We start from the raw sequence: 22,621 nt of genomic DNA on the forward strand, positions 1-22,621 counted from the left end.
ATGCCGTGCAGGGTCCGGCGGCATCCCCCCGGTGTCTGGGGCGGATGCGGCCGGAATGCCGCAACGGCACGGGGTCTGAGAGGATCGTTGGAACAAGGACGAGGAAGAGGCTTCACATGTATCGGTTGACGAATGTAGTGCGTCCCTATGCCTGGGGCTCGACGACGGCGATTGCCGAGCTGTTCGGGCGGGAACCGTCCGGCGGACCGGAAGCCGAACTCTGGATCGGCGCGCACCCCGACTCCCCGTCACGGGTGCAGCTGGCCGGCGGCGAACGACCGCTCGACGAGTTCATCAAGGAGAATCCCGGCGCCGCCCTGGGCGAGACGGTCCTGGGCATGTTCGGCGCCACGCTGCCGTTCCTGACCAAGGTCCTGGCCGCCGATTCCGCGTTGTCGCTCCAGGTCCACCCCACGCTCGAACAGGCCCGCGCGGGGTTCGCCGCGGAGAACGCCGCCGGCATCTCCTTCAACGACCCGCAGCGCAGCTACCGCGACGACAACCACAAGCCGGAGATGATCTTCGCGCTCAGCGACTTCCAGGCGCTGTGCGGTTTCCGCCCCCCGCGCGACGCCGCGCGGCTGCTGGCCGGGCTGAAACCACGGCTGGCGGACGCCGGGGCGGCTTTGGAGCTCCTGGACGAGGTCCTGGAGCTGCTGGATGGCGGCGACGAGGAGGCGGCCCTGCGCGGTGCTTTCCTGGCGCTGCTCGACGGCGGAGAGCGCTCCGCCCGGCTCGCCGCGGACACGGCCCGCCTGCTGGCGGCCGCGCCGGCCGGCAGCCTGGGCACCGAATATGCAGCGGTCGCCCGCCTGGGCGAACTGTATCCGGGCGATCCCGGCGCGTTGATCTCGCTGCTGCTGAACCTGGTCGTCCTCTCCCCCGGCCAGGCACTGTGCCTGCCGGCCGGAAACATCCACGCCTACCTGCAGGGCCTCGGGGTGGAGGTCATGGCGGCCTCGGACAACGTGCTGCGCGGCGGCCTGACCCCGAAGTTCGTCAACGTGCCCGAACTGGTGAAGATCACCGACTTCCGGCCGATTGCCCCGCCCATGGTGAAACCGACCATCACCGATGCCGGCCAGGAACTGTACTGCCCGCCCTTTGCCGAGTTCCAGCTCCAGCGGATCGAACTGGCCGACGGCGGCAGCCCGGTGCCGCTGGCCCAGCACGGTCCCGCGATCGTGCTGGCCGTGTCCGGCAGCGTGCTGCTGGACTCCCCGAAGTCCGACCTGATGCTTGGCCGCGGCGAGGCGGCGTTCATCCCCGACACGGAACAACCGGTGAACGTCCATCCGGCCGGAGACACCGGAACGGGCGCGGTGCTGTTCGCGGTGACGACCTCGGGCGGCATACATGAATTCGATCAACAACGAACGGGAGCAACACTTTGACCGCTTCGATCCTGCAGTCCGCGCCGTGGGCCGACTTTCAACGCAGCCTGGGCAAACAGGTCTTCGAACGCAGCGGTGACGGCTGGAACTTCCTGGCCATCGCGGAAAAGACGCCCCTGGGCCGGTTCCTGTACGTACCATACGGCCCGGCCGCGGCGGACAACGCCGCCCTGATCCGCGCGCTGGCCGCCCTGCAGTCCCTGGCCGCGGAACAACGCGCCCATTACGTGAGGATCGAACCGGTCGGCACGGACCTCGGCGAGCGGCCGCAGGCGGCGCTGCAGTCGCTGGGCCTGGTCAAGGCACCGGTGGACGTGCAGCCGAAACTGACCTGGATGCTGGATCTGAGCCAGCCGGAAGAGGACCTGCTCGCCGCCATGCGCAGCACCAGCCGTAACCTGTACCGCAATATCCACAAGAAGGGCGTCACGTTCGATGTCTCCACCGACCCGGAGGACATCGATATCCTGCTGGGTTTCCTGCGTGACGTCTCCGAGCGTGCGGAGTTCAAGGCCCAGTCCGATGACTACCTGCGGCACGCGGCCCGGACCCTGGTCCCGGCCGGCGCGGCCAAACTTTTCATCGCCCGGTTGGACGGGCAGCCGATCGCGGCCGCGCTGTCCTACGACACGGAGGCCACCCGGGTGTATGCGCACGCCGCGGCGGACGACGCCCACCGCAAGCTCAACGCCGGGATTCCGCTGGTGGTGACGATGATGATGGACGCCCGCGCCGCCGGCATCCGCCACTTCGATATGTGGGGTGTCAGTCCCGAGGACGAGCCCGACCACCCGTGGGCGGGTTTCTCCCGGTTCAAGCGTTCCTTCGGCGGCTACGAGGTCAGCTATCCGGGCAGCTGGGACCTGCCCGTCAACCAGCTCATGTACCGGGCCTACCTGCTCACGCGCTCGGCCCGCGAGGCCGTAACGCCCGCCGTGCACAAGGTCCGCGCCGCGGTGCTGCCGGCCGCCGGCAAGGCGCGCGCCGCCGTCGTGCCGGCCGTGCGCAAGCTGCGCGGCTCGCTCCCCCGCTGACCGCCCCCGCGGATCCCGGGACGAAGAGAGGAAAACCCCGCACCGGCTCGGGCCGGTGCGGGGTTTTCATTCTCCGTGCGGTGCGCCTAGAGCTTCCGCTCGAAGCGGTCCCACTTGTATTCCTGGTGCTCGCCCTCGACGATGCGGATCGTGCCCGACTTGGAGCGCATCACGATCGACTGCGTCAGGACCTTGTGGTTCTTGTAGCGGACGCCGCGCAGCAGGTCGCCGTCGGTGATACCGGTGGCCACGAAGAAGCAGTTGTCGCTGGTGACCAGGTCATCGGTGGTCAGCACCCGGTCCAGGTCGTGGCCGGCGTCGATGGCCTTCTGCTTTTCCTCGTCGCTGGTGGGCCAGAGCCGGCCCTGGATCACGCCGCCCAGGGACTTGATGGCGCAGGCGGTGATGATGCCCTCGGGGGTGCCGCCGATGCCCATCAGGACGTCGACGTCGGTGCCCTCGCGGGCGGCCGCGATGCCGCCGGCGACGTCGCCGTCCATGATGAACTTGGTGCGTGCACCGGCGGCGCGGATCTCCTCGACATACGGCTTGTGCCGGTCGCGGTCCAGGATCATCACGTTGATCTGGTTGACCTTCTTGTTCTTGGCCTTGGCGATCAGGTGCAGGTTCTGCTTGATGGGCAGCCGCAGGTCCACCAGGTCCGCCGCTTCGGGCCCGGTGACCAGCTTCTCCATGTAGAACACGGCCGAGGGGTCGAACATGGTGCCGCGCTCGGAGACGGCCAGCACGGAGAGCGCGTTGTTGATGCCCAGCGCCGTCAGCCGGGTGCCGTCGATCGGGTCCACGGCGACGTCGCACTCGGCGCCGGTGCCGTCGCCGACCTTTTCGCCGTTGAACAGCATCGGGGCCTCGTCCTTTTCGCCCTCGCCGATGACGACCACCCCGTTAAAGCTGACGGTGGACAGGAACGCGCGCATGGCGTCCACGGCGGCGCCGTCGGCGGCGTTCTTGTCCCCGTAGCCGACCCAGTGGCCGCCGGCGATCGCCGCGGCTTCGGTGACGCGCACCAGTTCCAGCGCCAGGTTTCGGTCCGGCTCGTTGTCGCCGACGCGCATGGACGGCGGAAAGTTGGAAAAGGGGTCAGCCTGGGCTTCGTGGGACACTTCGACCTCATCTTCGAGTAGCTCTTCAGACAGCACCGGCTGCGGTGCCGTGATGGATGCATCTGCGGTGCGGACATCTTCCATTGCTTTCGATCATAGTCGTCGCCGCCCCGGGGGCCAGCGCGCGGGCCGCCCGGGCCGCCCCCTGGTGCCGCGGGCGTGTGCGCACAGGGGCGGGCATCTGAGATCATGGAACGGTGAGTGAAGCGCGTCCCGAAGAATCGACCGAGCTGCCGGTCAAGCCAGTGCTGACGGCCAAGCAGGCCAACCGCGCGAAGGCTCCGGTGGTCGGCATGCTGATGGCTGTGGGGCTCTCCCTCGCCGTTCTGCTGCCGGTGATGTTCCTGAATCCGGGCAGCAAGCCCGGAGTCTACGAACGTAATATTGACGTCCCGGGCGTCGCCCTGCAGGCCGAGTCCACGGCGGGTTACCTGCCGCTCGCCGTCGACCTCCCGGCGGGCTGGACGTCCAACTACGCCCGGTGGGATACCGGGGGAACCGCGCAGGTGGCGGCGTGGGAAGTCGGCTACATCACGCCGGGCGAGGAGTACATCGGACTGATCCAGACCGACAAAGCCAACCCCACCTGGGTCGGCCAGACAACCGACAACGCGCCGGTCACCGGCGACCGCGAAGCGGGTGCCACCTGGGAACTGCGCGACGCCGGCGCGGGCGAGCGCAGCCTCGTGCTGGAGCACGGCAAATTCACCGTCATCCTGACCGGCACCGCGGAGCTGGACGAATTCGATGTCCTGGCCACCGCGATCGTGGAAGACCTGGACAGCAAGTAATCCGCCCCGACACGGAAACCGGTGCGCGGGCCGGGACGCACGAAGCAGTAAGGTTGCTTCGTGCCCACCTCATTGACCCCCGCCCAGGCCTGGCAAAAACTCATCGACGGCAACGCCCGCTTCGTGGCAGGCACGTCAGTCCACCCGAACCAGGACGCCGCCCGGCGCAGTTCGCTGGTCAACGAGCAGCATCCGTTCGCCATCATCTTCGGCTGTTCCGACTCCCGGCTGGCTGCCGAGATCATTTTCGACCTGGGACTCGGCGATGCGTTCGTGGTCCGCACCGCCGGCCACGTCCTCGGTGACGCGGTGATCGGATCGCTAGAGTACGGCGTGGATGTGCTCAACGTTCCGTTGATTGTCATCCTGGGCCACGACAGCTGCGGTGCCGTGACCGCGGCAAAAAACACGATAGACACCGGTGAAATGCCGCGCGGCGGCCTGCGGGACCTCGTGGAGCGGATCACGCCCTCGGTGCTCGCCGCCCGGCGTGCCGGCCTCGAGGACCTCAACGACATGGTGATCGAAAACGTGCGGCAGTCTTCCGAACGCCTGCTGGACAGTTCGCGGGCCATTTCGGAGGCGGTCGAGGCCGGCCGCACGGCCGTCGTCGGCGTGGCCTACCGGCTGGCGGACGGCCGCGCCGAGCTCGTCGCAGGGCACGGAGCCCTTTAGCGACGCACCGGGCGGGACGCCCCGCCCGGTGGCCGCTGGCCCGGTCGGCGCCGCGTCATCCAAGCCGCCGCCGTGCCGCAACACAATTCGGAACCGGTGCGCCGCAGGCATAAGCTTGGAGCCATGACTTCTGCTGATTCTGCTGAATACCGCATCGAACACGACACCATGGGCGAGGTCCGTGTTCCGGTCAACGCCCTCTACCGTGCGCAGACCCAACGCGCTGTCGAGAACTTCCCGATCTCCGGCAAGACGCTGGAGCGCGCCCACATCGAGGCCCTGGCCCGGATCAAGAAGGCTGCCGCCACCGCCAACGCCGAACTGGGCGTCCTGGACGGCGAACTGGCCAAGGCCATCGCCGCGGCGGCGGACGAAGTAGCCACGGGCAAGTACGACGGCGACTTCCCGATCGACGTTTTCCAGACCGGTTCCGGCACCTCGTCGAACATGAACACGAACGAGGTTTTGGCCGAGCTGGCCACCCGTGCGCTGCGGGACGCCGGCAGCGACAAGACGGTCCACCCGAACGACCACGTCAACGCCTCGCAGTCCTCCAACGACGTCTTCCCGACCTCGGTGCACGTGGCCGCCACCTCCGCCCTGATCAACGAGCTGATCCCCGCGCTGGACTACCTGGCCGCTTCCTTGGAGCGCAAGGCCGAAGAGTTCAAGGACGTGGTGAAGTCCGGCCGCACCCACCTGATGGACGCGACGCCGGTCACCCTCGGGCAGGAATTCGGCGGCTACGCCGCCCAGGTGCGCTACGGCATCGAACGCATCGAGGCATCCCTGCCGCGCGTGGCCGAGGTTCCGCTGGGCGGCACCGCCGTCGGCACCGGCATCAACACCCCGGCCGGCTTCCCGCAGCGCGTGATCGAACTGCTGGCCGCCGACACCGGCCTCCCGCTGACGGAGGCGCGCAACCACTTCGAGGCGCAGGCCAACCGCGACGGCCTGATCGAGGCCTCCGGCCAGCTGCGCAACATCGCCTACGCGTTCATGAAGATCAACAACGACCTGCGCTGGATGGGTTCGGGCCCGAACACCGGCCTGGGCGAGATCGCCATCCCCGACCTGCAGCCGGGTTCTTCGATCATGCCCGGCAAGGTCAACCCGGTGATCTGCGAGGCGGCGATCATGGTTGCCGCCCAGGTCGTGGGCAACGACACCACCATCGCCTTGTCCTCCACGAACGGCGCCTTTGAGCTGAACGTGGGCATCCCGGTGATGGCCGCCAACCTGCTCGAGTCCATCCGCCTGCTGGCGAACACCTCGCGCGTCATGGCGGACAAGATGATCGACGGGCTGACCGCCAACGTGGAGCGCGCCCGCTTCCTGGCCGAGGCCTCCCCCTCGATCGTGACCCCGCTGAACAAGTACATCGGCTACGAAAACGCCGCCAAGATCGCCAAGCACTCGGTCCAGGAAGGCCTGACCGTGCGCGAGTCCGTCATCGCGCTCGGCTTCCTGGAGCGCGGCGAACTGACCGAAGAGCAGCTGGATTCCGCGCTGGACGTGCTCTCGATGACCGTCCCGCCGCAGGCCAAATAGCAGGCCGGTCCATCGCGGGTCCTGAAGGGCGCTCTTGCTTCGGCAGGGGCGCCCCTCAGCGTGTCGGCTGCCGCGGCCGACACCTGGCAAGGGCGCTGGATTTACGTCAGGAAGGGGCCCTGCTGCCTTTTTTGGCCCCGACCGGCTGAAACGATTGCCTTGGAGCTTGAACCGACGGCCTCCGGGACTAGGATGAGCGCACACGTCCCCGTGGACGGCGGATAAACGGCCCATCCCGGGCCGCCCGCCGGCCCGTCGGGGACCCGGTGGAAGAGTGTCCAGGAGGTCTCCGTGATTGGCGATTCGCAGCCCCCGTCCCTGGCGACGGCCGACTATTCCCTGCCCGGGCAGCCGAAGACCACCGGACGCTTTATCGTCGTCTTTTACGGCCCGGCCGAGGAATGTGCCGGTATCCTGGCCGACGCCGCCGGCCTGTCGAATGTCGCTGACAGCCGCGATTTCGGCACCCGCGGAGTGGACCCGGACACGGCCTCCGGCGCCGACGCGACGGTCTTCGCGAACCTGGGCATCGCCGTCGTCACCGCCGGTCCGGACCAGATCAGTTCGCTCCAAGTCAGTAACGCCGCCCGGCACCGTGTCCTCTCGGTCTCGCCGGAACTCATCCACGACGTCCTGGGCCCGGCCGATGACTACGCCGCCGGCTACCGCGACGGCGTGACCGACCTGTCCGGCCGGCTCGCCGCGCGGCGGCACGAGCGCTACGAAGCGGGCCCCGCACCGGCGGGCTTCGCCGACAACAACAATTTCACCTGGGGACAGCAGGCCACCAGGGCCGTCTCGTCGCCCTATTCGGGGCAAGGCGTGCGCGTCGCCGTGCTGGACACCGGGTTCGATGAGGCGCATCCGGATTTCGCCGGACGCAGCATCACCAACGCCTCCTTCATCCCGGGCGAGCCGCCGCAGGACGGACACGGCCACGGCACGCACTGCATCGGGACCGCTTGCGGCCCCAAGGCCCCCGGCACCGGCCCGCGCTACGGCGTAGCCTACGAAGCGGAGATCTTCGCCGGCAAGGTGCTCAGCAACGCCGGTTCCGGGACCGACGCCGGCATCCTCGCCGGGATCGACTGGGCCGTGGGCAACGGCTGTGCCGTCATCTCGATGTCCTTGGGAGCCGACGTCGCACAAATCCACCCGCCCTACACGGCCGCCGGGAGCCGGGCGCTGGAGCAGGGTTCCCTGATCATCGCCGCCGCGGGAAACAACGCCGACCGCCGGAAGGGCGAGTTCGGGTTCGTCGGCGCCCCGGCGAACAGCCCGTACATCATGGGGGTAGCCGCGCTGGACCAGGCCCTGGAGGTCGCGTTCTTTTCCGCCCGCAGCCTTCCCCTGCGCGGCGGGCAGGTGGACTGCGCCGGTCCCGGGTTCCAGGTGTATTCGTCCTGGCCCATGCCGAAGCGTTACAACACCATCAGCGGCACCAGCATGGCGACGCCCCATGCCGCCGGCGTGGCGGCCCTGTGGTCAGAGGCTACCGGCCGGCGCGGCCTGGAACTATGGGCCACCCTGGTGCAGGAAGCGGAGCGGTTGCCCGTGCCCTCCGTCGACGTCGGGGCGGGGCTGGTATTTGCCCCGCAGTGACCCGCTTCCCCCGGGAGGGGGCGCCGGACCTATCATGGGGGTATGCAGATCACCGTGACGGTGCGCCACGACTACCTTTCCGATACCGGGCGGATTGCCGAGCAGTTGGCAGCCGGCGGCATGCGGGTGGAAAACGTGTTGTCCACCTTGGGCATGATTACCGGTTCATTGCCGGAGGGACAGCGTGCCGCTGTTGCCGGAATCGAGGGCGTCGAGTCCGTGGACGAAGACCGGCAGTTCGTCCTGCCTCCTCCCGACTCCGACATCCAATAGGCTCAGCGGACAAATTCCGGGACTCCCCCGGCCCGCAAGGCCGCCTTCAGCCGGGCGCGATGGTAGTCGGTCAGCTCCGGCAGTTCGTCCAGCCCGAACCAGCCGACCTCGGACGACTCGTCGTCGTTGACCCGCGCTTCGCCGCCCACCTGCCGGCACCGGAAGTTCAGCGTCAGGAACTGGGCCCGGTCCCCGTTGACGAACTCCATGGGGCCGCCCGCGTGGACCTCGGCCAGGTGCTCGACCTCGGCAACGACGCCCGTTTCCTCCCAGACCTCGCGCACCACGCCCGCGGCGGGCTGCTCCCCCGGGTCCAGGATGCCGGTGATCAGCGTCCACCGCCCGTTATCGGCGCGCCGGCCCAGCAGGACGCGGTTGCGCCCATCCAGCACCACCGCGGTGACACCGGGCAACCAGAGCAGGTCGTGGCCGATTTTGTCGCGCAACCGGAGGATGAAGTCGGGAGTAGGCATGGACCTAGGCTACGTCGGCAGCAGCAGCGCCGCCCACGCGCCGGCGATCATGAACGGCCCGAACGGAATGTCGCTGTGCAGCGATCCACGCCGCAGCACCACCAGCAACACCCCGTACGCACCGCCCAGCAGGAAGGCCGCGAACGTCCCCAGCAGCAGGTGTTCAAACCCCAGGTAGCCCAGGTACATCCCCAGCACCCCGGCCAGTTTGACGTCGCCGAATCCCATGCCGGCTGGATAAATGAGCCGGACGGCGAAATAGAAGACCCAGAGCAGTGCGCCGCCGGCCGGCACCCGCCAGAACATGCCGGCTTCATAGCCTCCGAGGGAGGCCGCAAGCAGCAGCACCCCGGAGACCGCGTAGGCCGGGAAAACAATGCGGTTCGGCAGCCGGTGCGTCCGCAGGTCAATCCAGCTCAGCCGGACTCCGATCACCAGCAGATAGCCGCCGGCGGCCAGCAGCATCCAAAACGCGAATGCACGGCCGGGCCACAGCAGCGCCAGTTGCTCGACCATGGACCCAACCTACTGCACCCGCCTGATCCCCGGGAGCCGGCGGCTACACTGTGGATATGAACGGCGGGAGCGTGCTCAAGGCCGGCGACGCCGCCGGCAACGCGGAGATCTTCAGGTGCCTCTGCCGCTCTTCTCCGTGGAAGTGGGAATCGCTGCGGTTTGAGCTCCGGGCCGTCCACCCGGATGCGCCGGAGCCGGATGCTTCCGGCGGCATGCTGCGTGCGTGGACCCGGCGCCCCGGAGCGCTTCGGGTCGAGTCGGCTGACGGCAGGCTGCTGTACAGCACCACCGGCATTAACGACTCCCGGGACGGTTTCTACGTCAGCGCGACACGCAAGTCGTGGCTGTTGCCTCCGCATCTGGTCACGCCGGTATTCAACGACCTCCATCTGGTGCGCCGCCGGCCCGAGGCCGCCTACGGTGAGCCGGTCTTCGGCAACGGGCGCTGGTCCGCGATGCTGGATCCGGTTGAGCTGGCCGGCAACGCGCCGGTGGCCTATGAGGCGCCCTTCGCCAACCCCGTGGAGATCCATGATCTGCGTGAGGTCGAGCACCAGGGCCGGAGGGCGTTGGAGGCGGTCGTCTCGCCCAACCAGACGTATGCACCGTACGACGCCGGCCATCCGCTGCTTCCCGAGGGCCGCACCGAGGTGCGGGTCGACTGGCGGACCGGCGTCTGTGTTTCCGCGGTGGCCATGGACGGGCCCCAACAGGGCGGCGGTCATGCGTTGACCATCCTCGGGGTGGACGAATACATGCTCGACGACCTGTTCCTCGAGGTCAGCATGAACCTCACCGACGTGCGGGAGCACATTCCCTGGCCGGTGCGCCCGCATCCCGCCTGACGGCGCGGCGAAGCGGGCCGGTGCCACCAGGCCCGGACGTCCGGCCGGCACCGGCCAGCACACCCCGCCGCCCGGGTGCAGCACGCCCGGTGGCACTCCGGTCGTCCGGACGGTGCAGGGCGCGCGGCCGGGCCCTGGCGTTGAGGGGTGGGGCCAGGGCCCGGCGGCGTGCGCCCGGCCGGCCGGCCGTGCTGCGCCAAGCCACCGGGGTCACGAGTCCAGAGTCCCCATTCATCCTTGGAAAAAGCCGGTGCCGTCCCAGTCCCCCCCTCACATTAGGGGTATCGGCACCCCTCAGGCGAGGCTGTCCCGCCGTCGGGGAGCCAGCGCACGATGGTAGTGCACTCATTGGGGGGTGCGTGCTGCGAGGGGGGAATCGTGGAGCAATTGAGTGGATGGGCCATGCCTATGGCCGTGCAAATGATCGGAAACTTGCGGATCCGTCGCGGCGAGACCGTGTTGACCGCCGACAAATTGGGCGGCCCAAAGCCGCGTCAGGTGCTGGAAATCTTGCTGTTGCACGTTGGTTCGCCGATGTCGAAGGACCGGCTGGTGCACCTGTTGTGGGGCGGCCGCGCCCCGGGTGAAGCGCTGGCCACGTTGGAGAGCTACGTCAGCATCCTGCGGCGCAACCTGCAGCCTGGCTGCGCGAAGACGGGACCGCTGCGCACGGCCAACGGCGGTTACATGATCGACCGGGACATGGTCGACGTCGACCTGCACCGCTTCCAGGCCCTGGTGCGGGCCGCCGAGTTTGCCGAACCGCCGAGGGCCTACCCCTTGTTGGTCGAGGCGTTGTCGCTCGCGTCGGAGCCGCTGCTGGGTGACGAGCTGACTCCCGATTGGGCGGAAGAGGCCCGTTCGGGCCATGCGGAAACGGTGCAGCACGCCCAACAGTTGGCTGCGGAGGCAGCGCTGGCCTTGCATCGGCCCGACGAAGCCGTGCTCTGGGCCCAGCGGTGCGTTGCTGCTTCTCCGCTGAATGAAGCGGCGTGGACAGTCCTCATCCGAGGCCTGGAACTTTGCGGGCGGCATGCCGACGGGTTGCAGGCCTACGAACGGTGCCGTCGGTTGTTCGGCCGCGACCTCGGTTGTGCCCCCGGCCCGGCCCTTCAGGAGGTCCACGTGCGGCTGCTGAAGGCCACCGCTGATGCCCAGTCCGGACTTTCAGAAGTTCTGGCGGCGCTGCTGCTGCTCAACGAACGGCTGACCCCGTCCGCAGCAAGGCACCGGAAGGAACATTTCACAGTCGACGCAACGGCCGGACCCCAGTACATGGCGGCGGGAGACATTGTCAGCTCGTTCCTGCGCAAGGCGCTCGCAGCCAGCTGAGGGCGGGAGACCTGCCGGCCCCGGTATGTACTTCCCGGCGCGCACCGTGCATACTCGTGGTGGGGTCAAGTCCTTCGTGTCTTGAGTTGGGGAACTGGAGTGAGCTCTTTGGGGGAGCAAAAACTAACAATCGCTGTCGTGGATGATCACACGACCTTCGCGGAGTTGCTGTCTGACGCTTTGGACCGGGAAGCGGATCTGGCCAATGTGGGCAGCGCCGCCGGTGTGAGCGAGGCGGTTGCCTTGTGCCGCCGGGCCCGGCCCGACGTGGTCATCATGGATTACCACCTGCCCGACGGCGACGGGGTCAGCGCGGCCGAGCAGATCCTGCAGGCTGCCCCGGAGACACGGATCATCTTGTTGACCGGTAACCCGTCGCTGAATGTACTGGCGCGCGCCGCCGCCTCGGGTCTTTGCGGTTTCCTGCCCAAAGACGGTTCCCTGTCGACGCTGCTCGAGACGGTCCGGAACGCCAGGAGCGGCAGCATGTCGGTCTACCCGTCCGCGCTCACTCGATACGTCACCGCTCCACCGGCCACGGCAGCGGACAGGCCTGCCCTGACCAAACGCGAGCACCAGGTATTGGCCCTCATGGCAGCAGGCAACGATGTCCGCACGAATTCCCGGAGGCTGGGCATATCCCCGCACACGTGCCGGGGATACGTGAAGTCGATCCTGGCCAAGCTCGGCGCACATTCACAGCTCGAAGCCGTCGCCACCGCCCAGCGGCTGGAACTGCTGGACGGCGGGCATGGTCGTTGACTTGGCCGCGCAGGTCCGGCGCAGCATCCTCTCTGAAAAGCCCTCTGGATCCCGCCGCCGGAAGCCCTCTGAAATGCAGGCGGCCCTGCGCCGCTTCGCAATGTCGGGGCTTGCGGCACTGATCATCGTCACGGTGCCGGTGATCATGGTCGCCCGCTCGCTGGCTGCCGACCATGCCCTCCTCCACGCCGCGGAACGCACGGCACAAATCGTCGACCACCAATTCTCCCAGGACGTCACGGAGGCGGCGCTGGCCGGGGTTCCGGAGGCCCTGGCCGAATTGGACAGCGAAGTTGACCCGATGATCGACGACGGCCACCTTTTGCGGGTCACCGTCCGGGATCTTGACGGCTCGATTGTCTATTCCGACGTCGATGAGCTGATCGGCCGGCAGATCCACCTGCCGGCCCGGCTCCTGGCCCAGTTGCAGGGGAATGCACCCGTCAGCGTCGTCGAAGATCCCCCGGACGACAACATCTTCGGGCTGGGCCGCGCCGAGCTGGTCAACGTGTATGTGCGGGCCCAGGCCGCCGATGGAAATGACTACATCTTCGAACTGTCTCACCCGGCGAACGAAATCAACCGCATGCAGGACGAGATGCTGGGCATCCTGCCTGTCATCCTCGTCGCGTTGGCCGTGCTGCAGTTGCTCCAGCTCGGACCGGCACTTCGAATGGCGCGCCGCATGCGGAAGGCCAGTGAAATCCGGCGTGGACTGCTGCAGAAATCGATGGCGGCCTCCGAAGAGGAACGCCGGCGTTTGGGCCGGACCCTCCACGACGGCGTCATCCAGGATCTGGCGGGGCTGGCCTACACCCTGGAATCGCGCGAACAGCAGCAGACCGCTTCGGACAGCGACTTTCATGCGCTGGCACGGAATATGGTGAAGGGCAGCATCGACGACTTGCGCCGGATCACCCTGACGCTGTACCCGCCGGACCTGTCGGCCGAGGGCCTGCCGGCTGCGCTCGACGGGTTGGGTGTGCCGGTCCGCCAACGGGGAGCCGATTGGCAACTGGAGATCGACTTCCCCGAGCCCGCCGCTCTCGCCCGCCCCGATTTGCTCTACCGGGCGGCACGTGAAGCCGTGACCAATGCTTCCAAGCATGCGTCCGCCCGGCTGGTCAAGGTCTCGCTGCGGCAGTCCAGCGATGCAGTTGTGCTGGAGGTCGTCGACGACGGCGTCGGCTTTACTCCTGACGCCGCCAGGCGGGCCGAACACCTCGGCCTACGGATCATGCGCGACACCGTCCGGGAAGCCGAGGGTACGCTGCACGTTGAATCGGCCCCCGGCGCCGGCACCCGGATCGTCATGGCCTTCCCTTCCGGGCAGTAGTTTCCAGGCGCCTGCCAGGACGCAGCCAGGGGCAACCCCCGGCGCAGTGAGGCGACGATCGGCCGGCTGCCTTCGGCGGGAAGCGGGCCGCGCTGCGGCAGCCCGCTTCCCGCCGACGGATGGGAACGCCGGCTAGATCTCGGCGCCCTCCAGCAACTCCGTGACCAGGGCGGCGATGGGCGAGCGCTCCGACCGTGTCAGCGTCACGTGGCCGAAGAGCGGGTGCCCCTTGAGCGTTTCGACGACGGCGGCGATGCCGTCGTGCCGCCCGACCCGCAGGTTGTCACGCTGCGCGACGTCGTGCGTGAGGACGATCTTGGAGTTCTGGCCGATTCGGCTCATCACCGTCAGCAGCACGTTCTTCTCCAGCGATTGCGCCTCATCCACCACCACGAACGAGTCGTGCAGCGAGCGGCCGCGGATGTGCGTCAGCGGCAGCACCTCCAGCATGCCGCGGTCCATGACTTCCTCGACCACTTCGGTCGAAACCAGGGCGCCGAGCGTGTCGAACACCGCCTGGGCCCACGGATTCATCTTTTCCGATTCGGAGCCGGGCAGGTACCCGAGTTCCTGGCCGCCGACGGCGTACAGCGGCCGGAACACCACCACCTTCCGGTGCTCGCGCCGCTCCAGGACCGCTTCCAGCCCGGCGCACAGCGCCAGCGCGGACTTGCCGGTACCGGCCCGTCCGCCGAGGGAGACTATCCCCACCTCGGGGTCCATCAGCAGGTCGATGGCCAGCCGCTGTTCCGCGGAGCGTCCGTGCAAGCCGAACACGTCGCGGTCGCCCTTGACCAGGCGGACCTGTTTGTCGGCCCCCACCCGGCCCAGGGCCGATCCGCGGGTGGACAGCAGCACCAGTCCCGTGTTGGCGGGCAGCTCCGCGGCCTCCGGGATGAACACCGGCTCGTGTCCATACAGCGCGGTCACGTCGTCGTCGGCCACATCCAGCTCGGCCACGCCGGTCCAGCCGGAGTCTTTGACCAGTTCGTTGCGGTACTCGTCCGCGCGAAGCCCCAGCGCCGACGCTTTCACCCGCAGGGGCAGGTCCTTGGAGACCACGGTGACGTTGCGGCCCTCCACGGCGAGGTTCTTGGCCACGGCCAGGATTCTGCTGTCGTTGTCGCCGCCGCGGAATCCCGCCGGCAGCACGTCGGACGAAACATGGTTGAGCTCCACCCGCAGCGTGCCGCCCTCCGTCCCCAGCGGTATGGGCTGGTCCAGGCCGCCGTGCTGCACGCGCAGGTCATCCAGCAGACGCAGCGCCTGGCGGGCAAAATAGCCCAGCTCCGGGTCGTGCCGCTTGCCTTCCAACTCCGTGATCACCACCACCGGCAGGATCACCTCATGCTCGGCGAAGCGCAGCAGTGCCCGCGGATCGGACAGCAGCACGGAGGTGTCCAGGACAAATGACGCCCGCGCTGTTTCCCGTTCCCCGGCGGAAACAGAACGACCGGACGAGGTGGCAGCGGCGGGCTGCTTCCCGGGTCCGGTCGTGGCGGCTGGATGCGGATTCTTGCTGGCGGTCATGCTTGCTCCCGTCCGGAGCGCGACGGCTCCGACTGTGTGAAGCGGGGCGTGGACGGTAGGGCCACCAGGCCGGAACCGGCCTCCCCCGATGCGGCTTTCGCTGTGCGCATCAAACTGGTGGCCTCCCGATCAATCTGCGGTTTTGCCGACTGATAGACCCAAATTACGCCGATGTAATTCAGCAACACAAGGGTCCGGAAGAAATCGTTTCAATGAATTCTGCGTAACAGGGACGGATGCCGGCCCGCCGCCCGCTCCGCCGACCGCGTCAGGCGCCGAAACGGCGCTGCCGGCTGGCGTAGTCGCGGAGCGCCCGCAGGAAGTCCAAGCGCCGGAAATCCGGCCACAGGGCCTCACAGAAGTAGTATTCGCTGTAGGCGCTTTGCCACATCAGGAAGCCGGAGAGCCGCTGTTCGCCCGAGGTCCTGATGACCAGGTCCGGGTCCGGCTGGCCGCTGGTGTAGAGATAGCCGGAGATGTCCTCGACCGCCAACGCATCCGCAACGTCGGCAAGGCTCTTGCCTTCCGCGTCGGCATGGCGCAGCAGGCCCTTGACGGCGTCAACGATTTCCCGCCGGCCGCCGTAGCCCACGGCCACGTTCACGTGGACGCCGTTTACACCGGCGGTCTGCTCCCCCAGGTCGCTGAGTTTGGCAGCGAGGTCCGCCGGGAGTGTCTCCAGCGCGCCGACGGGATGGACGCGCACGTTCTTGCCCTCGCCCAACCGGTCCAAAGTGTTGCCAATGACACCCAGCAGTTCGCGCAATTCGTCTTCCGAACGGCCCATGTTGTCCGTGGAGAGCATGTAGAGGGTAACCACCTTGATGCCCAGGTCGCCGCACCAGCCCAGGAACTCCAGGATCTTGTCTGCTCCGGCCTGGTGGCCTTCCCGCGTGGGCGCCCCGGCCAGCCTGGCCCAGCGCCGATTGCCGTCGACGACCACGCCGATGTGGCCCGGGATCCGGTCGGGCGCCAGCGAACGTTGCAGGCGCCGCTCATACAGGCGGTACAGGACGCCGGGAAGAGACACCGCACCCCGCCTTCCTGATCGCCCGTTCACGACTTAGAATTCTATCCCCCCGCCCGGCCGGTTCCGCGCCACCCCTTGTTACCGGCCGGTAACAAGGGGTGGCGGCGGCCGCTAGAATAACCGCATGAGTGAACACGGCGCCGCCACCGGGCCCTCCGGTTACCGGGGCGGCTACGAGGATTCCGCCGCCCGGCGGGAGGCCACGGACGGCCCCATCGAGCGGGCCGTGGAGCAGGTAGCCGACGCGCTCAACATCAAGCCGAAGTTCCGCGGCTGGCTGCACGCTGGGGCCACGCCCCTGGCCCTGGCGGCCGGGATTGTCCTCGTGGCGCTGGCACCCACGGCAGCGGCCAAATGGGCCTGCGCGGTCTACGCGGTTACGGGCCTGCTGCTCTTCGGCGTCAGCGCCGTCTACCACCGCGGCAACTGGAGCCCCCGCGTCAAACTGGTGCTCAAGCGCCTGGACCACACCAACATCATGCTGGTCATCGCCGGAACGTACACGCCGCTGGCCTGGTCACTGTTGGAACCGGCGAAGGCCACGTTGCTGCTGTGGCTGATCTGGGCCGGCGCCATCGCCGGCGTCGGGTTCCGGGTGTTGTGGCCCCACGCGCCGCGCTGGCTCTATGTCCCGGTTTATTGCGCACTCGGGCTGGCCGCACTGTTCTACCTGCCCGACTTCTTCGCGGCCAGCGTCCCCGCGGCGGTCCTGATCTGCGCGGGAGGGGTCCTCTACATCGGCGGTGCGGTGGTGTACGGGATCAAGCGGCCGAATTTCTCTCCCACCTGGTTCGGCTTCCACGAGCTGTTCCATGCCTGCACCGTGGTGGCTTTCGTCTGCCATTACCTCGCCATCATGATCGCGGTGCTCGGCAACTCCGGCTAAAGGTCACCACGGGCGTCCGGCAAAGCGCCGGACTCATCCTGCTCCCGCACCCAGCTCGGCCAGCAGGCCCTCGACGGTTGCCACCGGCCGCCGGCACACCATCCCCCGGCACACGTAAGCCAGGGCACCTTCGGCCGGGACGGGCTTATCGGCCAGCAGCGGCGGCGCCCCCTCCGGCCGCCGGGCCTCTCCGGACCGCGCGATCACCAGACCCGGGCTGCCGGTTGCGCGCGCCGCGGCTATGAGCTCGGCGGCCGCACCCGGAGCCCCCGTGACCGCCAGCTCTACCGGCCCCGCCGCCAGTGCCTGCGCAGCGGCCAGGCCCCACCCGGCGGCACGCGGTGCGCGCACGGCAATCCGCTCCAGATACCCCAGCAGCCGGCCCGCCAGCTCCCGGTGCCGGGCGGAGCCGCTGTAGGCGGCATAGCTGGCCAACGCGCCGGCCAACAGCCCGGTGCCGCTGGGAGTGGCGCTCTCCAGCGGATCCGCGGGCGGAACGGATCCGGCGGCGGCAGCCACCTGGGCGGCGGGGGCCGCCTGGTCGCTCAGCTGTCCCGCCTCCAGGAACACCTCCTCCGCGCGCAGCACCAGCGCTTCCGCGACGGCATACCAGCGGGGCTCTCCGGTGGCCGCATACAGCGAGAACAGCCCCTCCGCGCAGCCGGCGTAGTCCTCCAGCAAACCTTCGAAGTGCTGGGCAGTGCCGTTGTGAGACACCCGCGCAAGCCGGCCGGAGCCGTCCAGGTGCACGGCCAGCAGGTAGTCCGCGGCGGCCACCGCGGCGGCGGTCAGGTCGGGCCGCGCCAGCAGCTCGCCGGCTTCGGCCAGCCCGGCCACGGCCAGGCCGTTCCAGCCGGCGACAACTTTTTCATCCCGCTCCGGCTGCGGCCGTTCCTGTCGGGCGGCCAGCAGCACCGGACGCAGCCCTTCCCACCGCTGCCGCTCGTCCGGTTCCAGCAGCCGTCCCGGGTGCAAGGTCGAGCCGGCGGCGGTGACGTTGCCCCGCTCGCGCACGCCCATCACGGAGGCAACCCAACCGCCGTCGTCGGCGCCGAGCAGCTCCCGCAGCTCTGCCGGGGACCACAGGTACGTGGCGCCTTCGTGGTGGACACCGTCGACGACGGTGTCGGCGTCGAGCGAGGACGCAAACCCGCCGTGCGACAACCGCAGCCGGTCCACCATCCAGTCCGCCGTGCCGGCCGTGACCGCGCGCCCCAGGTCCCTCTCGGCCTCGACCGAAGACTGGAACGCCCACTGCGCATACACGCGCAGCAGCTGGACATTGTCATAGAGCATTTTTTCGAAGTGCGGCACGGACCACTGACGGTCCACCGCATAGCGGGCAAAGCCGCCCTCCACCTGGTCGTACAACGCGGACCCGGCCATGGCCTGCAGCGTCCGGGACGATAGTGCGGCGGCCTGGCCCGCCGTGTCGGACCGCGAGGCCGCGGCATGCCGGAGCAGGAAGTGCAGCACGGCCGACGGCGGAAATTTGGGTGCCGCGCCAAACCCGCCGAAGACGGTGTCCTCCTGCCGCGCCAGGACTTCGACGGCCTGCTCGAGGACCGGGCGGCCCGCACCCCAGCCGCCGGCGGACACCTGTACGGGTCCCGGCCCCGGATCGCCGGACCGATCGGCGGCGTCATCGGGCCCCTGAGTGAGGTCCCCGAGGAGCTCACGGTTGGCTTCCCCTGCCTGCGCGAGGGCCTCGGCCAGCGAGGCGGCAGTGGTTTCAACGGCGTCCCGGCGCTGCTCCCAGGCTTCATGGACCGCCTGGAGTACCTGGCGGAAGGATGGCTGGCCCTGCAGCGGCCGCGGCGGGAAGTAGGTGCCGGCATAGAAGGCCCGGCCGTCGGGCAGGGTAAAGACGCTCATCGGCCAGCCGCCCTGACCGGTCATCAGCTGCGTGGCCGCCATGTAGACGTTGTCCACGTCCGGGCGTTCCTCCCGGTCCACTTTGACCGGAATGAAATGCTCGTTCAGGTACCGGGCCGTGGCTTCGTCCTCGAAGGACTCACCGGCCATCACATGGCACCAGTGGCACGCCGCATAGCCGACCGAAATGAAAACAGGCACGTCGCGCAGACGTGCCTGTTCAAAGGCCTGGTCACCGAACGGCCACCAGTCCACCGGGTTCCCGGCATGCTGCCGCAAGTAGGCCGAAGCCTCCGAGCGCAGTCTGCCGGCCATGGTTACTCCCGGCGGTCCGGGCGGCCCGAGCGGCCGCTGCGTTCGTTCGGGCTCCCCGTTTCGGTGCCGCCGCCGTCCGCGTACCCCCGCGCGCCCCCGCCGGAAGTGCCTGCCTGCCCGGACGCTTCGGGGCCGGACTCGGGCGAATCCTGGCCGCCGCTCTCCTCCACCTGGGCGCGATAGCGCACCCGCCGGATGCGCCGGCTCATGTCCCAGATCAGGAAAACCACCACGGCCGCGAGGCCAAAGGTGAAGAAGAAGCCCCAGGGCCCGGGCGACACCTGCTCAGGGTCCAGGCCGGGCCGGAGACTGGGTTCGCCGGCACCGGCGGCGACGGCGGCAAGGATCTGGATCAGGGGCAAGTTTTAATCTCTTTCTCGCTGCGTCCCGGAAACTTCGACTCCGGCGCTGGTTGGCTGCAAGGTCTATCTTATGCCCGCGAAAAAATCCGTTTCCGGCACGCTGGTCTCCACCCGGGCGTGGATCAACGAGAAATCCTCCCACGGCCAGACGGTCCGCTGCATCTCCTCAGAGACCGCGAAGAAGAACCCGGTGGGCTCCACCTGGGTCCGATGCGCCAGCAGCGCGCGGTCGCGGTGGCGGAAAAAGTCGCCGCAGTCGATCTGCGTGGTGGTGCGGTGGTTGGGCATGGGCGGCTGGTGCCCCTCGGCGTCGGCCTCCAGCCATGCCGCGAGGCGCGCGGCGTAGGGCGACTGCAGCCCGGCTTCCTCCAGGGCGTAGTGCAGTGCTTGGAACCGTTCCGGGTTGAACGCGCGGTCGTAGTAAAGCTTGAGCGGCTCCCAGGGACTGCCCGCGTCGGGGTAGCGCTCCGGGTCACCGGCAGCGTGGTAGGCCTCCACCGCCACCTTGTGGGCCATGATGTGGTCGGGGTGCGGGTAGCCGCCGTTCTCGTCGTAGCTGATCACCACATGCGGGCGGAATTCGCGGACCAGCTTCACGAGCGGAGCCGCAGCCCGTTCCAGGGGCAGCGTGGCGAAGCAGCCGAACGGCAGCGGCGGCAGCGGATCCCCCTCCGGCAGGCCAGAATCAGCGAACCCCAGCCAGCGATGCTGTACGCCCAGCTCCGCTGCCGCCCGGGCCATCTCCACCCGCCGCAGGCCGGCCAGGTCCCGGTGCGCTTGCGGGTCGGAGGCGGCCTCCGCGTTGAGGATGTCTCCGCGTTCACCGCCGGTGCAGGTGGCGACGAGCACCTGGACGCCTTCGGCGGCATAACGCGCCATGGACGCGGCGCCTTTGCTGGATTCGTCGTCCGGATGGGCGTGGACCGCCAGCAGGCGCAGTCCCTCACTCTGCGCCGGCTGGGCTGCGTCGAAGCTCACGTGGCTGCTCCTGGGAAATCTTGCGTGGGTGGGTGGGAAGCTAAACTTGAGGGCGTGAGCACCTCCGGCCCCCGAACTCCTCAGACTCCCCCCAGCTTAACGGTTTCCGAACGTTACGGCACACCGCGGCGGACGCTGTCCCGCCGCAGCAAACTGGCACTGGCCGGCGGGGCCTTGGGCGTGGCCATCATCGGCGCCGGTTTCTTTGCCCTGGGCCAGGGCGGGCCGCAGATCGAGAGCAAGGACGTGGGCTTTGCCGTGGCCGACGCCGGTCACATCACCGTGGACTTCCAAGTCACCAAGGATCCCGAGGCCATCGTCCACTGCGCGGTCCAGGCCCTGAGCGAGAACTACGCCGTCGTCGGCTGGAAGGTCGCCACGATCGGGCCGGCCGCCGAAGGGGATACGGCCGAGACCACCGCGCACCGCGTCCAGCTCAGGACCGAATCCCTGGCCGTTTCCGGCGGCGTGGACAGCTGCTGGCCCGCCGGCACCGGCGGCTGACCCTCCCGCCGGGCGCGCCCGGAGGCATGCCATTCCAGGCTGTCGCGGTTCTTTTGCCACCGGGTTATTGGGAAAACCGGCGTCGGCTGACTACAATTGAGCAAATACATTGCCCCGCCCCCCGGTGAACTGGGACCTCCCAGAACGAATGATTCACCTTTACGGCGGGGTCTTTGCATGGAGTGGCCGCCACCTTGGCGGCCTTTTGTGCAAAGAGCCACCGTGCCGGCCCGCCTCCAGCGGTACCGGCAGCAATTAAGGAGAACTACGTGTCCACTTCCAGCGCACCCGTCGCCTGGCTCACTCAGGAAGCCTACGACCGTCTGAAGGCTGAACTGGATCACCTTTCGGGCCCCGGCCGGGCAGAGATTGTCGACCGCATCGAACAGGCCCGCTCCGAGGGGGATCTCAAGGAAAACGGCGGTTACCACGCGGCCAAGGAAGAACAGGGCAAGGCCGAGGCCCGGATCCGTCAGCTCACCGACTTGCTGCGCAACGCCCACGTGGGCGAGGCACCCGCTGACGACGGCATCGTAGAGCCGGGCATGGTCATCGAAGCGAAGATCGCAGGCGACACCGAGCGCTTCCTGTTGGGCAGCCGCGAGGTCGCCGGCGAATCCGAACTGGACGTGTACAGCGAAAAGTCTCCGCTGGGTGCTGCCATCCACGGCCTGCGCGCGGGAGAATCCACCACCTATGCTGCGCCTAACGGCAAGCAGATCAGCGTGGAGATCATTTCCGCCAAGCCTTACGCCGGCTGATTACGCACCATCATCGTCGAAGGCGGGCTCCTGCGGGAGCCCGCCTTCGGCGTATGCGGCAGCAGGCGTCAGCCCGCGCGCGCCGGGAACGGGTTCAGCGAAGGCCCCGCCTGCGGCGCAGCAGCACGGCTGCGGCGACTCCCCCGGCCGCCCCGAAAAGGTGCGCCTGCCAGGAGATCCCGGGCAGCGCCGTCGGCAGGACTCCCCACAACACCGAGCCGTAGAACAGAAAGATGACCACGGCCAGCAGGATCTGGCGCCAGCTGTGATTGTAGAAGCCACGCACCAACAAGTAGGCTAACAACCCGAAGACCAGGCCGGAGGCGCCGATGGTCAGGCCCGCGCCGGTCAGCCAGACCCCTAGCCCGGAGGCCAGCCAGCTGCAGGCGAGCACCACGAAAAACCGCCGGATTCCTTCCAGCAGCGTCAGGAACGCGAGTACCAGCAGCGGGACCGTGTTGCTCAACAGGTGGCCGGTGTCGGCGTGCAGCAGCGGCGCGAACACCACACCGTCAAGCCCGTCGAGCCGCCGTGGCGCGATGCCCAGCAGCAGGCTGAAGTACCCGCCGGCGAAGATGTTGACCAGGAAGACCACCCATAGCAGTGCCGCCAGTGCCCCGGCTCCGGCCAGCGCCGGGGCGGGGCGCAGTCCACGGCTTCCGGCGGCCACGG

General features: G+C 68.5%; 23 protein-coding genes. 14 read left to right on the forward strand and 9 right to left on the reverse strand.

Going from position 1 to position 22,621, the window contains the following annotated elements; all coding sequences use genetic code 11:
• Nucleotides 1–116 precede the first annotated feature (116 nt).
• Nucleotides 117–1,394: a mannose-6-phosphate isomerase, class I gene (gene manA, locus AC5RUP_RS03820; RefSeq protein ID WP_494133419.1), complete on the forward strand. Its 1,278-nt coding sequence runs from the start codon at nt 117–119 to the stop codon at nt 1,392–1,394.
• Nucleotides 1,391–2,428: a lipid II:glycine glycyltransferase FemX gene (locus AC5RUP_RS03825; protein WP_494133420.1), complete on the forward strand. Its 1,038-nt coding sequence runs from the start codon at nt 1,391–1,393 to the stop codon at nt 2,426–2,428. Before manA ends, AC5RUP_RS03825 begins: the two co-directional genes overlap by 4 nt.
• Before the next feature lie 86 nt (nt 2,429–2,514).
• Here the strand turns inward: AC5RUP_RS03825 and glpX are convergent, their stop codons facing one another.
• A complete protein-coding gene (gene glpX / locus AC5RUP_RS03830; RefSeq protein WP_494068294.1) occupies nt 2,515–3,504 on the reverse strand; it encodes a class II fructose-bisphosphatase in 990 nt (329 codons plus the stop codon).
• Nucleotides 3,505–3,749: 245 nt separating this feature from the next.
• Here glpX and AC5RUP_RS03835 point away from each other — a divergent pair, with 245 nt between their 5' ends.
• From AC5RUP_RS03835 to AC5RUP_RS03855, 5 genes are all read left to right on the forward strand, one after another.
• Nucleotides 3,750–4,343: a DUF4245 domain-containing protein gene (locus AC5RUP_RS03835; RefSeq protein ID WP_494133421.1), complete on the forward strand. Its 594-nt coding sequence runs from the start codon at nt 3,750–3,752 to the stop codon at nt 4,341–4,343.
• 60 nt (nt 4,344–4,403) lie between these two features.
• The gene (locus AC5RUP_RS03840; RefSeq protein WP_493978642.1) at nt 4,404–5,018 is read left to right on the forward strand and encodes a carbonic anhydrase; all 615 of its coding nucleotides are present in this window, start codon (nt 4,404–4,406) and stop codon (nt 5,016–5,018) included.
• 123 nt (nt 5,019–5,141) lie between these two features.
• Nucleotides 5,142–6,569, forward strand: a complete 1,428-nt coding sequence (locus AC5RUP_RS03845; RefSeq protein WP_493978641.1) for a class II fumarate hydratase — start codon at nt 5,142–5,144, stop codon at nt 6,567–6,569.
• 291 nt (nt 6,570–6,860) lie between these two features.
• Nucleotides 6,861–8,171 carry a S8 family serine peptidase gene (locus AC5RUP_RS03850; RefSeq protein WP_494133422.1) on the forward strand — a complete coding sequence of 437 codons (1,311 nt, stop codon included), beginning with the start codon at nt 6,861–6,863 and terminating at the stop codon, nt 8,169–8,171.
• A 42-nt stretch (nt 8,172–8,213) separates the two neighbouring features.
• On the forward strand, nt 8,214–8,444 hold the full coding sequence (locus AC5RUP_RS03855; protein WP_494068208.1) for a hypothetical protein: 231 nt from the start codon (nt 8,214–8,216) through the stop codon (nt 8,442–8,444).
• Between the two features lie 2 nt (nt 8,445–8,446).
• Here the strand turns inward: AC5RUP_RS03855 and AC5RUP_RS03860 are convergent, their stop codons facing one another.
• Together AC5RUP_RS03860 and AC5RUP_RS03865 are read right to left on the reverse strand one after the other, a co-directional pair.
• Entirely contained in the window at nt 8,447–8,917 is a 471-nt protein-coding gene (locus AC5RUP_RS03860; protein WP_494154590.1) for an NUDIX hydrolase, read from the reverse strand.
• 9 nt (nt 8,918–8,926) lie between these two features.
• Entirely contained in the window at nt 8,927–9,433 is a 507-nt protein-coding gene (locus AC5RUP_RS03865) for a prepilin peptidase (RefSeq protein ID WP_494150178.1), read from the reverse strand.
• Between the two features lie 56 nt (nt 9,434–9,489).
• Here AC5RUP_RS03865 and AC5RUP_RS03870 point away from each other — a divergent pair, with 56 nt between their 5' ends.
• The 4 genes from AC5RUP_RS03870 (at nt 9,490) to AC5RUP_RS03885 (ending at nt 13,708) form a co-directional block, all read left to right on the forward strand.
• A complete protein-coding gene (locus AC5RUP_RS03870) occupies nt 9,490–10,278 on the forward strand; it encodes a hypothetical protein (protein ID WP_494154591.1) in 789 nt (262 codons plus the stop codon).
• Nucleotides 10,279–10,680: 402 nt separating this feature from the next.
• Nucleotides 10,681–11,610, forward strand: a complete 930-nt coding sequence (locus AC5RUP_RS03875) for an AfsR/SARP family transcriptional regulator (protein ID WP_494154352.1) — start codon at nt 10,681–10,683, stop codon at nt 11,608–11,610.
• Nucleotides 11,611–11,748: 138 nt separating this feature from the next.
• A complete protein-coding gene (locus tag AC5RUP_RS03880; RefSeq protein WP_494154353.1) occupies nt 11,749–12,372 on the forward strand; it encodes a response regulator in 624 nt (207 codons plus the stop codon).
• Nucleotides 12,362–13,708, forward strand: a complete 1,347-nt coding sequence (locus AC5RUP_RS03885; RefSeq protein ID WP_494154354.1) for a sensor histidine kinase — start codon at nt 12,362–12,364, stop codon at nt 13,706–13,708. Before AC5RUP_RS03880 ends, AC5RUP_RS03885 begins: the two co-directional genes overlap by 11 nt.
• Nucleotides 13,709–13,840: 132 nt before the next feature.
• Here AC5RUP_RS03885 and phoH2 read toward each other — a convergent pair whose 3' ends face one another.
• Nucleotides 13,841–15,238 carry an RNA 5'-3' helicase PhoH2 gene (gene phoH2, locus AC5RUP_RS03890; RefSeq protein ID WP_494133426.1) on the reverse strand — a complete coding sequence of 466 codons (1,398 nt, stop codon included), beginning with the start codon at nt 15,236–15,238 and terminating at the stop codon, nt 13,841–13,843.
• A 268-nt stretch (nt 15,239–15,506) separates the two neighbouring features.
• Entirely contained in the window at nt 15,507–16,268 is a 762-nt protein-coding gene (locus tag AC5RUP_RS03895; RefSeq protein ID WP_494014372.1) for an isoprenyl transferase, read from the reverse strand.
• A 124-nt stretch (nt 16,269–16,392) separates the two neighbouring features.
• On the opposite strand from AC5RUP_RS03895, the gene trhA reads away from it, so the two are divergent.
• The gene (trhA, locus tag AC5RUP_RS03900; RefSeq protein WP_494154355.1) at nt 16,393–17,154 is read left to right on the forward strand and encodes a PAQR family membrane homeostasis protein TrhA; all 762 of its coding nucleotides are present in this window, start codon (nt 16,393–16,395) and stop codon (nt 17,152–17,154) included.
• Nucleotides 17,155–17,187: 33 nt separating this feature from the next.
• Here trhA and AC5RUP_RS03905 read toward each other — a convergent pair whose 3' ends face one another.
• From AC5RUP_RS03905 to mca, 3 genes are all read right to left on the reverse strand, one after another.
• Complete coding sequence (locus AC5RUP_RS03905) at nt 17,188–19,344, reverse strand: thioredoxin domain-containing protein (protein WP_494158289.1); 2,157 nt, start codon at nt 19,342–19,344, stop codon at nt 17,188–17,190.
• 2 nt (nt 19,345–19,346) lie between these two features.
• The gene (locus AC5RUP_RS03910; RefSeq protein WP_494154147.1) at nt 19,347–19,706 is read right to left on the reverse strand and encodes a hypothetical protein; all 360 of its coding nucleotides are present in this window, start codon (nt 19,704–19,706) and stop codon (nt 19,347–19,349) included.
• Between the two features lie 63 nt (nt 19,707–19,769).
• Complete coding sequence (gene mca, locus AC5RUP_RS03915) at nt 19,770–20,684, reverse strand: mycothiol conjugate amidase Mca (protein WP_494154146.1); 915 nt, start codon at nt 20,682–20,684, stop codon at nt 19,770–19,772.
• Between the two features lie 54 nt (nt 20,685–20,738).
• Here mca and AC5RUP_RS03920 point away from each other — a divergent pair, with 54 nt between their 5' ends.
• Together AC5RUP_RS03920 and greA are read left to right on the forward strand one after the other, a co-directional pair.
• On the forward strand, nt 20,739–21,188 hold the full coding sequence (locus tag AC5RUP_RS03920; protein WP_494091945.1) for a DUF4307 domain-containing protein: 450 nt from the start codon (nt 20,739–20,741) through the stop codon (nt 21,186–21,188).
• A 269-nt stretch (nt 21,189–21,457) separates the two neighbouring features.
• On the forward strand, nt 21,458–21,949 hold the full coding sequence (greA, locus tag AC5RUP_RS03925; protein ID WP_494001468.1) for a transcription elongation factor GreA: 492 nt from the start codon (nt 21,458–21,460) through the stop codon (nt 21,947–21,949).
• A 94-nt stretch (nt 21,950–22,043) separates the two neighbouring features.
• Here the strand turns inward: greA and AC5RUP_RS03930 are convergent, their stop codons facing one another.
• Nucleotides 22,044–22,619, reverse strand: coding sequence for a rhomboid family intramembrane serine protease (locus tag AC5RUP_RS03930; RefSeq protein ID WP_494154145.1), 576 nt, complete (start codon nt 22,617–22,619; stop codon nt 22,044–22,046).
• Nucleotides 22,620–22,621 lie beyond the last annotated feature (2 nt).

The sequence above is a fragment of the Arthrobacter sp. Y3223151 genome, from assembly GCF_059091125.1.